We start from the raw sequence: 13422 nt of genomic DNA, 5'->3' as shown, positions 1-13422 counted from the left end.
GTTGCTGTTACTATTTTATTATTACTTGGATTTGGATTTTCACTTCCTCCACCAGTATTTCCACCATCAGAGTCTTTTAAATATGTACTTGATACATATCCTTCTTTTCCATTGAATTTAATCTTTGACCATCCATTACTTTCTGATATTACTTCTACTTTATCATTTTGTTTTAATGATCCTATTACACCATTACTTGTTGATGGTCCACTTCTTACATTTAACGATGTTGCTGTTACTATTTTATTATTACTTGGATTTGGATTTTCACTTCCTCCACCAGTATTTCCACCATCAGAGTCTTTTAAATATGTACTTGATACATATCCTTCTTTTCCATTGAATTTAATCTTTGACCATCCATTACTTTCTGATATTACTTCTACTTTATCATTTTGTTTTAATGATCCTATTACACCATTACTTGTTGATGGTCCACTTCTCACATTTAGTGATGTTGCTGTTACTACTTTTGTTTTTCCTGGTGTTGGATTTGGATTTTCACTTCCTCCGCCAGTATTTCCACCATCAGAGTCTTTTAAATATGTACTTGATACATATCCTTCTTTTCCGCTGAACTTAACTTTCGACCAGCCATTACTTTCTGATATTACTTCTACTTTATCATTTTGTTTTAATGATCCTATTACACTATTACTCGTTGATGGTCCACTTCTCACATTTAGTGATGTTGCTGTTACTACTTTTGTTTTTCCTGGTGTTGGATTTGGATTTTCACTTCCTCCGCCAGTATTTCCTCCATTAGAGTCTTTTAAATATGTACTTGATACATATCCTTCTTTTCCGCTGAACTTAACTTTCGACCAGCCATTACTTTCTGATATTACTTCTACTTTATCATTTTGCTTTAATGATCCTATTACACCATTACTTGTTGATGGTCCACTTCTTACATTTAGTGATGTTGCTGTTACTACTTTTGTTTTTCCTATTGTTTTAGTTTCATTTGTATTATTATTAGAATTTGCATCTGTATTTTGATTAGTACTTGGTTTTTCACTTGGTTTTATATCATTCTCATTTGATAGAAACTCACTTGATGCATATCCGATTCTTCCCTCATACTTAATCTTTGACCAGCCATTACTCTCTGATATTAATTCGACTTGTGTTCCTTTTTTTATTTTCGCTATTGTTCTATAGCTTGTAGATGCTCCGCTTCTCATATTAAGCACATCTGCTGTAACTGTTCTTTTGGATTCTGATTGGTTATTTTGATTAATATCTGTTTTTATATACTCACTAGAAGCCCATCCAGAATTTCCATTTCCTGCTTTTATTTTATACCATCCATCTTGGCTTTCTAATATAGTTACTTTTTCATTTTGCTTAATAGAAAAAAGAAAAGAACTTCCTGTTGAAGGTTCACTTCTTACATTTAATGATGGAGCTGTTACAATACCTTCCTGCCCAGATGCAAATACATTTGTAGCTGTCAGTGGCATGAATGCAAGCGTAGCTATTGCTATTTTTTTATTCAATAAATATCCCCCCTGTTTTAAGTTGATTTTATACTTACGTTTTATATACGACAGTTTAATTGTATATTAAACATAAATAGTTAAAATCCTGTAACTTTTCCTATTATTTTTTATTGTATACGAAAAAAAACCATTTTTGGTGATTTTCAAATTTTTCTTTACAAATTATATATACAACAAAAAATCAGTTTTCTAACATTTAATATTTAAAATATGTTAAATTTTTACTTTAATAAAAAATTTTTCATGTTCAAAATAGATTTAATTTATATAACTAAGTTTAATATAATATCAGTAATTTCTAATAAATATATTTTTTAAGCATAAAAAAAGATGGGTTATCCCATCTTTTTTAATCATTTATAACTATTGCTATTAATTCTAATTCTTCATCACCAGTATTTTCTAGATAATGTGACTCTCCATCTGCTGTGTAAACAACATCTCCAGATCCAATTGGCTGCATAAATCCATCATCTAATACTCTACCTTCACCTTTAATTATATAATATACTTCAAAATCATCTGTATGATCATGAACGCCTATAGATGAACCTGGTGCTAAAACTAATCTTGAAATTAACTTAGCCTTATTTTTTAATTCTTTTCCTTCAATCAAATGATACATAGTAGTAGTTCCTCTACCATCCCTTAGGTTTTTAACTTTTTTTTCAGTTAGTTCCTGTGGTCTTTTTATCATTTAAAATCGCCCCCCCGTATATGCTTACTATAATTTTATCACATTTATAAATCATAGTCATATAGGAAGATACATTTTTAATAAATTTTATTTTTTAACATCTACTTTATATTCTTTTGTTAACTTATCAATTAAAGAATTTTGTTTCTCTACTACTAGTTGTTCTTTAAGATTTTCTTTAACATCGTCAAAAGACATTTCTTTTTCTCCAGTTTTCTTTATTATGTGATATCCATATTGAGTTTCAACAATCTTCGGATATATTTCACCATTATTTAAAGTAAATGCAGCTTTTTCAAATTCAGCTACCATATCACCTTTTCCAAAGTAACCTAAGTCCCCTCCACTTTGAGCACTTCCATCTTCAGAGTACTTCTTAGCTAATTGAGCAAAGTCTCCTCCCTCTAAAGCTTGTTTTAATATATCTTCAGCTAACTTTTTATTTTCTTTTAATTTAGCATCATCTAATTTTTTTCCATTTTCATCAGTATTCTTTATTAATATATGAGATGCACTTATTTGATTAAAATCTTTTTTATTCTTGTTGTAATAATCTTCAACCTGTTTATCTGTTACCTGGCTTTTTTCTTCTATATATTTAGCAGCTACAGCTTCTTTTTCTATAGACTTTCTCATTTCATCTTTAGTTATTCCAAACTGCTTTAGATAAGCTTCCTCATCCAAACCAAATGTTTTAGATATAGTAGCCATATAATTACTGTATTGTTCATCAATTGTCTTTTTGTCTAACTTAAATTTATTTTTAACTGCATCTTTATACAGCGTTTCTGTCGTCACTATGTGGTCTATCATATTTTGTTCATAATAATCTATCTCTTCATCAGTCATTTTAGTCTTGCCATTCATATAAAATAAAGGTTCCATTACATTTTTCAATTCTTTTTCCTTTATTTTTGTATCTCCAATAGTTGCTATTACTTTATTTTCACTGTAATGCCTACTAGTTGCTGGTAAATCTCTTCCTTTTTCTTTTCCAAGATAAAATCCTGCTATCCCTATGCCAACTGCTAAAACGCCTGTAATTATCCATACTTTTTTACTTATATGTTTTTTTTCTTTATCCATATTTTTTTATGTACCTCCTAAAATTTATCTTCAACTATATTTTATAGTATAAATGTGAATTCCATATGAATGACCATGATTTTCCAATTCATATTGTATTATAGACAAATTTTCTTAATATTAAATATAATTTTTTTTAAAATTATATTTACATTTTTTATTTTTTAAACTATAATAATATTCAGAATATTTATTGTAATTAAATGATTAATATAAATCCCCGTTTATATTTTAATTATTAAAATGCCCTTAAAAAAAGTATGAATTTAATTCATACTTTTTTTATGTCTATTTTTAATTTTACTTAATCTAAATATCTAGATAATATATAATTTTTCCTATATAATTCATACTTGTCACATTTTATCATTTTTATGGAATTTGAAATTTTCATTTTTTTATCATAAGTTTTTACATATTTGAAACCTAAACTTTCTAAAGATTTTCTAGTTCTAGGATTTTCTTCATATGTAGTTGCTGTTATCTTTTCTAAATTTAAAACCTTAAATCCATACATTAATGAATACTTAGTCAAATCTGTAGATATATCATTTCCCCAGTAAATAGGGTTTATACATATACCAATCTCAGCCTCTTTATCTTTATTAGACACATTGTTAAGACCTATATTACCAATTAATTTATTATTTTTTTTATCTATTATAGCCCAGTGATTTACATTTCCTTTTTTATAACTATTTATAAAATAATTTCTTATAAATCTTTTTGTCTCAACTATTGATTTATGAGTTTTTATAGGTAAATATTTAACTACTTTATCCTGGCTGTAATACTCAAACATACTTATTGCATCTTCTACACATATAGGTCTTAATATATATTTATCAGTTTCTATTATTTTCATTTGAGGATATATAGAATCTTTCATTAATAGTTCCCTCCTTAAAATAATTAATACTCTTTTATATGCATATATGTTTTTAGATGTTAATCTATTCATAAAATTTCACGCTCTTTAAACGCAAAAAAGCATAAGATAAACTATATTTACCTTATGCTTAAGTATTTTTTATTTTCTATGAAGTTTTGAGTATACTCCGCCTTTTTCAATTAATTCTTTATGAGTTCCTCTTTCTTCTATTCCATTTTGAGTTAAGACTATTATTTCATCTGCACTTTGTATAGTTGATAACCTATGAGCTACAACTAAATTCGTTCTATCTTTTCCTAATTCTTCTAAAGATTTTTGTATTTCTTGTTCTGTTACATTATCAAGAGCTGATGTAGCTTCATCTAATATCATTATAGGTGGATTTTTAAGGAATATTCTAGCTATAGATATTCTTTGCTTTTGACCTCCTGAAAGCTTAATTCCTCTCTCCCCTACGTAAGTATCATATCCGTTTGGAAGTGTCATTATAAAGTCATGTATTCTAGCTTTTTTACATGCATCTATAACTTCTTTGTCAGTTGCACCTGACTTTCCGATTATTATATTTTCTTTTATTGTACCTGTAAATAAAAATACATCTTGAGCTACTACACCTATATTTGTTCTTAATGAATTTAAGCTAACATCTTTTACACTAATTCCATCAATTTTTATATCTCCTTCTTCAAAATCAAAGAATCTAGGTATAAGATTACATAAAGTAGTTTTCCCTCCACCAGATGGACCAACTAATGCTACAGTCTTACCAGCTTCTACTGATAAACTTAAGTTTTTAAATACTTCATTGTCATCTTCATAAGTAAATGAAACATTTTCTATTTCTATATTTCCTTTAACATCTTTAAGTTCTATAGGGTTTTTAGCTTCTTTTTCAGTTTCTTCATTTATAATTTCTGAAAATCTTTCAAATCCTGTCATACCATTTTGGTATTGCTCTGTAAAGTTTATTAATTTTCTAATTGGTTGTATAAATAAATTCACATAAAGAAGATACGCTGCAAAATCTCCTAAGTTTATATAATTCATATAAGTAAAGTATCCAGCCACTATTAAAACAACTAGGTTTAATATATCTATAAATAAGAACATTCCTGAGAAGTACTCTGCCATAACTTTGTATGCGCCTTCTCTAGCATGTCTAAATATATCATTAGACTCATTAAACTTTTCTAACTCCTCTTTTTCTGTACAGAATGATTTAGTAACTCTCATACCTGCTATGCTATTTTCTAATGTAGCATTTACATCTCCTGTTTTAACTCTTGTGTCCATAAATGCTTTTGACATTCTTTTTCTTTGAGTTACAGCATACAAAATTATAAATGGCAATATCGCAAAAATAATTAATGTAAGAGGTACATTTATTCCTAATAATATTAAGAATGAACCTATTAACATAACTAATGACACAAATAAATCTTCTGGTCCATGATGTGCTAATTCTGAAACTTCCATAAGGTCATTTATGATTCTAGACATTATAACCCCAGATTTATTATCATTGAAATATGAATTAGGAAGCTTTTGTAAATGAGTAAATACATAACTTCTCATATCAGCTTGCATTCTAACACCTACAACGTGTCCCCAGTACTGCATAAAATAATTTAATCCTGCTTTTACTATAAATATTAATAGTAATGTAACTGCAAATACAATTAACATCCTTGAATCCTTATTTGGTACAACTTCATTCATTATATTTCTAGTTATCATCGGATAAACTAGGTCACATAAAGCTACGGCAAATGCAGCTATTAAATCAAGTATGAATAATTTTTTATATGGCTTGTAATATTTTATAAATTCTTTTAACATACCATCCCTCCTTGTCTATACTATTATATACCCAATTTGAGTATATGTAATTAAAAAAAGTAATATTAATAGAAATTTAAAAGTTGTATGAAAACTGCATAGTTTACATACAACTTTTTTATATTATTTATTATCTATCGCTTTATCTACTTCATCTAACATAGTATTTGTAGATATAAATCCACCATCACTTAAGTACCAAGAATGAGTATCTAAGTATACTATGTTGCCATTTTTAGCAGCATTAGTTTTATTTACTAAATCATTATTTAATATCTCTTTAGCTGGCTTTTGATTTTTATCACTTGCTATAACTGACTTATCTATAACAAACATGTAATCAGCATCTTGACTTGATACGTACTCAAATGATATATCTTGACCGTGGTCTGCAGATTTTAAATTACTATCCGTATTTTTAAATCCAAGATTATTATATATCATCCCAAATCTTGAATCAGATCCAAAAGCGCTTAAATTTCCATCACTTACCATTAATGTTGTTGCTTTGTATCCGTTTTTAGTAACTTCTTTATTTATATCTTCCATTTTTTCATTTATTTTCTTTAATTCTGAATCTACTTGGTCCTCTTTATTAAATATGTCTCCTAATACTTTCATGTTATGTGTAAAAGATTCCATATATTTTCCATCTTCTTTAGCTAAAGATATCGTTGGAGCTATTTCACTTAGCTTATCATAGAAACTATGTTGTCTTCCATTTATTATTATTAAGTCTGGCTTAAGTTCATTTATTTTTTCTAAATCTGGTTCTTTAAGACCTCCTACATTTGCATATTCACTAGATTCATATTGACTTAAGTAAGGTGGCATAGATGAACTTTGAGCCGTTCCTACTACACCTTCTACTCCTAAAGTTTTTATAGCATCTAATGCTGCATAGTCAAATACTACTACCTTTTTAGGGTTTTCTTTTACCTCTGTTGTTCCAAGTGCATGTTCAATTTTTATAACATGATTGTTTTGTTCGCTAGTTTTATCATTTTTCTTAGATCCAAACAATAATGTTCCTCCTATTAAACCAACTATAACAATTCCTGATATTAACGCCACTTTTTTGTTCATTTTTCTTTTCTCCTTTTTTTATAATGATTATCTTTATCAGTTAATATTTAAATTTTTTTAGAAATAAACACAAATCTTATCTCCGTTTATTTCTCTAATATCAAATTCCATATCATATATACCTTCTAAAACTTCTTTATTGATTATATCTTGTGTTTTCCCGTGATTAGCAATTTTACCATCTTTCAATGCTACTATATAGTCAGAATAACAAGATGTGTAATTTATGTCATGCATAACTAATACAACAGTTTTTCCTAGTTCATCACATAAGTTCCTAAGAACTTTCATCATTTCAACAGAATGTTTCATATCTAAGTTATTAAGTGGTTCATCTAGAAATACATATTCAGTGTTTTGTGCTATTACCATCGCTATGTAGGCCCTTTGTCTTTGACCTCCACTTAATTCATCTAAATATTTGTTTTGAATATCTTTTAATTTCATAAAATCTATAGCTTCATCTATATATTTTTCATCTTCTTTTGTTAATCTTCCTTCGCTATGAGGATATCTTCCAAAGCTAACTAGCTCTCTAATTGTAAGTTTTAAATTTATATTATTTGATTGTTTTAATATAGCTATTTTTTTAGACAACTCTTTGTTATCCCACTCTTCTAATCTCTTGCCATCTATTAGAACTTCTCCGTTATCCTTTTTCATTAGCCTAGTTATCATCGATAAAACGGTACTCTTTCCAGCTCCATTTGGCCCTATAAATGAAGTTATCTTGCCTTTTTCTATATTTATAGATACTTTATCAACAACATTTTTATTTGAATATTTTTTTATTAAGTTCTCTACCTGTATCATTGATTTTTACTCTCCTTTAATAATAAGTATATAAAGTATAATCCACCTATAAAGTTTATAATTACACTTATAGTAGTTGTAAATGTGAATACTCTTTCTACTAAAAACTGACCTAATACTAAAGTTAATATACTTATTAAAATTGATGCACTTATTAAGTATGTGTGCTTGTATGTTTTAAATAACTGCTTTGCTACATTTACAACCAAAAGTCCTAAAAATGTTATAGGTCCAACTAAAGCAGTTGATATTGAAACTAACATAGCCACAACTATTATTAATTTTTTTACAGCTTTATCATAATTTACACCTAAATTTATTGCATGATCTTTTCCCAAAGATATTACATCTAACATTTTAAGTTCATCATATATAAATGGTATAATAGCTATAATCATTATTACTGACATCATCAAGATTTCTGTATTTACATTACTAAAACTAGCATATAAACTATTTTGAAGTGCAGCATATTCATTTGGATCTATCACTACTTGCATAAATGTAGACATGCTTTTAAATAAGGTTCCAAATATCATACCAACAAGTAGTAAGAAAAACACATTATTATTAGATCTTTCAAACAGTTTTTTGTAAAGAACAAAAGATGCTAAAATCATTAATGATGATGATAGTAAAAAGTTAGAACTTTTGTTAGTTATAAATGAGCTTTCCACTCCTAATAAAAATACTATTACCGTTTGAATTAAAACATATAATGAATCTAATCCTAGTACACTTGGCGTTAGTATATTATTATTTGTTATAGTTTGAAATATGATTGATGAAAAAGCTATACATCCCCCAGTTATAACAATTGCTATAAGTTTAGGTATCCTTTGACTCATAGCATAATCTATGTGATCAAAATTAACCCCTACAGTTAAAAATAATGCTGAAAAAATTACGATTAGAGCCCCTAATATGTATAGTTTACTTTTTAAGTTTACTTTGATATTTATCTCTTTTTCTAAAGTACTAAGCTGTTGCATGATTTCCCCTCCTTAAAATCATAAAAAGGAATATTATACTTCCAATAGCTCCAACCGTAAGCCCTATCGGGATTTCATATGGATATATGACAGTCCTTGAAAATATATCACATACTAAAACAAATATTGCTCCAAATAATCCAGTATGCCATATGCTATCCTTTAAGTTATCACCTTTGTACATAGATACTATATTTGGTACTATCAATCCTATAAAAGGTATACTTCCCGCTGTTATAACTACACAAACTGTTACAATTGCAACTATCATAAGACCTAAGTTAACAACTTTATTATAATTAAGACCTAAATTAGTAGCAAAGTCTTCACCCATTCCTGCTATTGTAAATTTATTTGCATATATGTAAGCAATTATTATGCATGGTATTGTTATGTATAGCATTTCATAATTCCCTTTTATTATCATAGAAAAGTTACCTTGCATCCAAGCAGTTATATCTTGCATAAGATTGTATTTATACGCTATAAAAGTAGTTGCAGAACCTATAATGTTTCCAAACATTATACCTATCAATGGAACAAATACAGCATTTTTAAACTTTAAACTTTTTAAAATCTTCATAAAAATAAAAGTTCCTGCAAGTGCAAAAGCAAATGATGCTATCATTTTTCCAGCTAATCCTGTGCTTGGTATAATCAACATTGCAAATACCAATCCCAATTGAGCTGAATCAATTGTTGCACCCGTTGTAGGTGAAACAAATTTATTTCGACTTATCTGTTGCATTATTAATCCGCATATACTCATCCCTAATCCTGCCAACAGTATACTCACAAGTCTAGGAACTCTGCTTATAAAAAATATATCTACTTTTTCTTTATTGTAACTTACAATATCCATTAAAGTTATATCGTTAACTCCTATAAACAAAGATGTTATTGACAATAATATTAATACAATTAATAAGTATCTTTTTTTCATTAGTTTACTCTCTCTTTCTGAAACTAGTTAATTATTGATAATAGTTTTCATTACTTGTTTTATATTTTACTGATAATAGTTATCACTGTCAATATTATTTTTTAAATTTATGTATAATTTTAAATTTTTTTAAAATTCATTTAGTAATTTCACATAAAAAAAGAAGCCATAACTAAGTTACAGCTTCTTTTTTTATAAACTCATCATAAAATTTATTAAGTTCTCTCATTGATTTTTCAATTATAGCTTTACTAGTGGCTATATTTATACGTATATATCCATTTTCGCTATCAACAAACCTTGTTCCACTTTCTAGTAATACTCCATTTTCTCTAGCAAGCTTTTCAACAAACTCTAAACTATCATTAACTTTATTCAATCTAACCCAAACTAAATATCCAGACTCTGGAGTCATTACTTCTATTCCTTCGTTGTCTAATAAAAGCTCTACAATTTTTAAATTTTCTTTTATATTTTCTCTTAATGAATCTACCCAATTATGTCCATTTTCATAACAAGCTACTAAAAATTCATATCCCACTCTGTTTATTTCTAATTTATTTTTAAGAAATGTATTTTTTATTTTATCATGAAGTATTTTATTTTTTATTAGTAAATATGAACCACATACTCCAGCTAAATTAAAAGTCTTGTTTGGAGATGAACTTATTATTATATTTTCATAATCTTTTTCAAAATTTATTAAAGAAATAAATTTTTTATCATTTAATATCAAGTCGCTATGAACTTCATCTGATAATAAAAAAACATTATATTTTTTGCATATATATACTAACTTATTTAGTTCATCATAATCCCATACCCTTCCAGATGGATTATGTGGATTACACATCAATACACACTTTATATCATTCTTAATTATATTGGATTCAAGTTCATCAAAGTCAATATAGTATCTGTTTTTTATATTTTTTAATGGTTGTTTAATAAGATTTAGTTCATTGTTTTCCACTATATCTCTAAACGGTCCATACACTGGAGTAAAAATCAAAACACTATCATTTTTATTTAGTAAAGTTTTAGCTACTAAATTCATAGATGCCAAAGTTCCTATTCCAGGTAATATTATATTTTTATCAATCTCTATATCATTTATTTTTTTATACCAATTAACTATAGATTCATTAAATTTTTCTAAAATATCAAAATATCCAAAATCACCTTTTTGTATAAATTCCATAAAATTATTAGTTATTTCAATTGGCAATTTATAGTCCATATCAGCTATAAATAGTGGATAAAATGGAGTTTTAAATCCTGGAAACCTTCTATTTATATAATCCTCATTCCACTTTTTAGATCCATTTTCTTTTCTACATAATATATCTTCAAAATCATACATGGCTATACCTTCTTCTTGTATTTTTCTATAAACCTTTTTATAAGCATATCCATAGCTATATGAAAGTTAAGTCTTGTATCAATGTCTGTGTCAGAATCTTGAGTGCACCCTGTGTAAATTTTATATTTACACATTCTTTCAAAAGTAGAACCTCTTGTTTCCGTTATCAGTACAACATCTATTTCTTTCAAATTAGCTTCGACCAAAACTTCAAGTAACTCAGGTGTTTCGCCACTTCTTGAAAGTATTATAACTAAATCTTCTTCCTTTTTTAATATGCGGCTTGATAGTCTCATAAATCTTGAGTCATCATGCTGTTCAGCTGGAATGCCTAAAAGCTGTAACTTTATTTGAAAGATTTTTCCTAGATAATTACTCATTCCCATACCGTAAATATTAATTTTTTTGCAGCTATTCATTTTGTCAATTATCTCATCACTTATAGATTCTGATACTAAACTATATGTATCTATCATAAGGTTTACAAAATCATTATTTAAAACAGTATTTTCATTTGAACGTTTTTCATTTCTTTTAAAATAATCATCTTTAAATTGGATAAAACTATCATATCCTAATTTTTCTGATAGTCTATGGACACTTGTATTGCTTACTGAAAATTCATTTGCAATGTTCGCTATAGTAAATTTTTTATAAGTAAATTTACTTTTGTTTTCTAATAAATCATGTAATAAGTCTTTTTCTAATTTGCTTAAATTTCTAGCATTTAGTGAAATCTTTTTATTTAAATTCATATTATAACGCCCATTCATCATCTTCAGAATCTGATTCTGAATTATTTTCTTCAACTTCTAGTTCTTCTTTTCTATATTGATTATCTAGTGCTTTTACAAATGGTAAGTATATTAAAGTAGATGCAACTATAGCTATCAATTGAATCAATGCTCCTTGCCATCCACTAACTAATAACCCACTTATTATAGGTGGTGTCGTCCAAGGTGCTATAACTCCATTAAACGGTAGCATGAATTGTAATTTCATAGCTAAGTAAGCTATCAATACTGATACTATAGGTGCTAAAGTAACTGGTACTAACATTAATGGATTTAATATAATCGGAGTACCAAATATAAGTGGCTCATTTATATTAAATAAAGATGGAACCGCCCCTAATTTTGACATCATCTTTAATCTTTGAGATCTTGCAACTATAAGCATAGCAACTACTAATCCTATAGTCATACCTGCTCCGCCTATTGTAGCAAATTGATCTATCATTTGTATTGTTCCTACATTTGCATTTTCAAATGTAAGATGTCCAGCTTTAAATAGTTCTAAATTCTCTATAGCATTAGCATTTAATAAAGGGTTAACTATTGAGTTAACTACCGTAGGATGTATTCCAAACCACCATAATAATCCATTTAATCCTGCGACTACAGTTATAGCCTCTACTGATGAAGTTAACCCTTGTAATGGAACTTGTAATACAGTGTATATAAAGTCATGCATTGTAGTTCCCATAAATAAGAATATTCCATTTAATATTAGTGAAATTAAAACTACTATAGTCCCTGGCACTAAAGCTGTAAATGACTTACTTACCATTTCTGGGACATTACTTGGAAGCTTAATCACTATTTTCTTATCAATTGCAAATCTATAAATTTCTGTAGATAATATACTCATTATAATTGCAGTTATAACTCCTCTAGCACCTAACCAAACCATAGGAATAACTTTATTCACAAATTCTCCACCATCTGTTGTCATGGATTTAGGAGTTACTATCATATAAGCTACTAAAGATATTATCATTACAGATAAACTATCTAACTTATAATCTTCAGCCAGTTTATATGATAACGTTCCAGCTAACATTACTCCCATCAAATCAAATGTAGCTCTATAACCTGGCTCTAAATAAGCTCCCCAGTTTGCTCCAAATATATTAGTCATAAATTCTGCATATCCACTTACAGGAAAATCTGCTATTAATAAAAATATAGATCCTATTATTGTAAGAGGCATTATAGCAAAGAATCCTGAACGTAATGCTTTTATATAACGTAAATTTGAAAATTTAGCTACCTTTGGCACCATTTTTTCTTCTATAAATTGTGTTACTTTTTCCATGTTATATCCTCCTGTCGAATTTTGTTAACGTTTTCTTTAAGCTTATTTTACTGGAATTTTTTCTAATTGTACATTTCTTTTTTTGGAATATTTTCCATGAATTTCAGAT

General features: G+C 27.6%; 12 protein-coding genes. All 12 read right to left on the bottom strand.

Translation table 11 applies throughout. From position 1 onward, the window contains the following. Window positions 1–1502 (bottom strand): SH3 domain-containing protein (locus GFJ41_RS07605; RefSeq protein ID WP_170075020.1); only part of this gene is annotated, 1502 nt, incomplete at its 3' end. A 352-nt stretch (window positions 1503–1854) separates the two neighbouring features. After that, window positions 1855–2202 carry a cupin domain-containing protein gene (locus GFJ41_RS07600; RefSeq protein WP_021428853.1) on the bottom strand — a complete coding sequence of 116 codons (348 nt, stop codon included), beginning with the start codon at window positions 2200–2202 and terminating at the stop codon, window positions 1855–1857. An 87-nt stretch (window positions 2203–2289) separates the two neighbouring features. Further along, window positions 2290–3288, bottom strand: a complete 999-nt coding sequence (locus GFJ41_RS07595) for a peptidylprolyl isomerase (protein WP_052169048.1) — start codon at window positions 3286–3288, stop codon at window positions 2290–2292. 304 nt (window positions 3289–3592) lie between these two features. Then, a complete protein-coding gene (locus tag GFJ41_RS07590) occupies window positions 3593–4177 on the bottom strand; it encodes a GNAT family N-acetyltransferase (RefSeq protein WP_035114164.1) in 585 nt (194 codons plus the stop codon). A 141-nt stretch (window positions 4178–4318) separates the two neighbouring features. Continuing rightward, window positions 4319–6019: an ABC transporter ATP-binding protein gene (locus tag GFJ41_RS07585; RefSeq protein ID WP_021428775.1), complete on the bottom strand. Its 1701-nt coding sequence runs from the start codon at window positions 6017–6019 to the stop codon at window positions 4319–4321. A 123-nt stretch (window positions 6020–6142) separates the two neighbouring features. Then, the gene (locus GFJ41_RS07580; protein WP_170075019.1) at window positions 6143–7105 is read right to left on the bottom strand and encodes a siderophore ABC transporter substrate-binding protein; all 963 of its coding nucleotides are present in this window, start codon (window positions 7103–7105) and stop codon (window positions 6143–6145) included. Window positions 7106–7162: 57 nt separating this feature from the next. Then, the gene (locus GFJ41_RS07575) at window positions 7163–7918 is read right to left on the bottom strand and encodes an iron ABC transporter ATP-binding protein (protein WP_021428691.1); all 756 of its coding nucleotides are present in this window, start codon (window positions 7916–7918) and stop codon (window positions 7163–7165) included. After that, window positions 7915–8910, bottom strand: coding sequence for an iron chelate uptake ABC transporter family permease subunit (locus tag GFJ41_RS07570; RefSeq protein WP_052169049.1), 996 nt, complete (start codon window positions 8908–8910; stop codon window positions 7915–7917). The genes GFJ41_RS07575 and GFJ41_RS07570 overlap by 4 nt, the downstream gene beginning before the upstream one ends. Next, window positions 8897–9853 (bottom strand): ABC transporter permease, encoded by a 957-nt coding sequence (locus GFJ41_RS07565; RefSeq protein WP_148551117.1) that lies wholly within the window; start codon window positions 9851–9853, stop codon window positions 8897–8899. The genes GFJ41_RS07570 and GFJ41_RS07565 overlap by 14 nt, the downstream gene beginning before the upstream one ends. Window positions 9854–10025: 172 nt before the next feature. Beyond that, the gene (locus GFJ41_RS07560) at window positions 10026–11216 is read right to left on the bottom strand and encodes a MalY/PatB family protein (protein ID WP_170075018.1); all 1191 of its coding nucleotides are present in this window, start codon (window positions 11214–11216) and stop codon (window positions 10026–10028) included. 2 nt (window positions 11217–11218) lie between these two features. Beyond that, entirely contained in the window at window positions 11219–11971 is a 753-nt protein-coding gene (locus GFJ41_RS07555; RefSeq protein WP_035114175.1) for a MurR/RpiR family transcriptional regulator, read from the bottom strand. Window position 11972: 1 nt separating this feature from the next. Continuing rightward, window positions 11973–13313 carry a PTS sugar transporter subunit IIC gene (locus GFJ41_RS07550; protein ID WP_170075017.1) on the bottom strand — a complete coding sequence of 447 codons (1341 nt, stop codon included), beginning with the start codon at window positions 13311–13313 and terminating at the stop codon, window positions 11973–11975. Window positions 13314–13422 lie beyond the last annotated feature (109 nt).

The sequence above is a fragment of the Paraclostridium dentum genome (assembly GCF_012922555.1).
GTDB classification, from domain to species: domain Bacteria; phylum Bacillota; class Clostridia; order Peptostreptococcales; family Peptostreptococcaceae; genus Paraclostridium; species Paraclostridium dentum.
Note: the sequence above shows the minus strand (reverse complement) of the source record. Positions and strands in the feature narration are given on the sequence as shown.

Excerpts from the sequence above, each read along its gene's own strand:
- GFJ41_RS07600 (WP_021428853.1), bottom strand. The coding sequence starts at position 2,202 with ATGATAAAAAGACCACAGGAACTAACTGAAAAAAAAGTTAAAAACCTA.
- GFJ41_RS07595 (WP_052169048.1), bottom strand. The coding sequence starts at position 3,288 with ATGGATAAAGAAAAAAAACATATAAGTAAAAAAGTATGGATAATTACA.
- GFJ41_RS07590 (WP_035114164.1), bottom strand. The coding sequence starts at position 4,177 with ATGAAAGATTCTATATATCCTCAAATGAAAATAATAGAAACTGATAAA.
- GFJ41_RS07585 (WP_021428775.1), bottom strand. The coding sequence starts at position 6,019 with ATGTTAAAAGAATTTATAAAATATTACAAGCCATATAAAAAATTATTC.
- GFJ41_RS07580 (WP_170075019.1), bottom strand. The coding sequence starts at position 7,105 with ATGAACAAAAAAGTGGCGTTAATATCAGGAATTGTTATAGTTGGTTTA.
- GFJ41_RS07575 (WP_021428691.1), bottom strand. The coding sequence starts at position 7,918 with ATGATACAGGTAGAGAACTTAATAAAAAAATATTCAAATAAAAATGTT.
- GFJ41_RS07570 (WP_052169049.1), bottom strand. The coding sequence starts at position 8,910 with ATGCAACAGCTTAGTACTTTAGAAAAAGAGATAAATATCAAAGTAAAC.
- GFJ41_RS07565 (WP_148551117.1), bottom strand. The coding sequence starts at position 9,853 with ATGAAAAAAAGATACTTATTAATTGTATTAATATTATTGTCAATAACA.
- GFJ41_RS07560 (WP_170075018.1), bottom strand. The coding sequence starts at position 11,216 with ATGTATGATTTTGAAGATATATTATGTAGAAAAGAAAATGGATCTAAA.
- GFJ41_RS07555 (WP_035114175.1), bottom strand. The coding sequence starts at position 11,971 with ATGAATTTAAATAAAAAGATTTCACTAAATGCTAGAAATTTAAGCAAA.
- GFJ41_RS07550 (WP_170075017.1), bottom strand. The coding sequence starts at position 13,313 with ATGGAAAAAGTAACACAATTTATAGAAGAAAAAATGGTGCCAAAGGTA.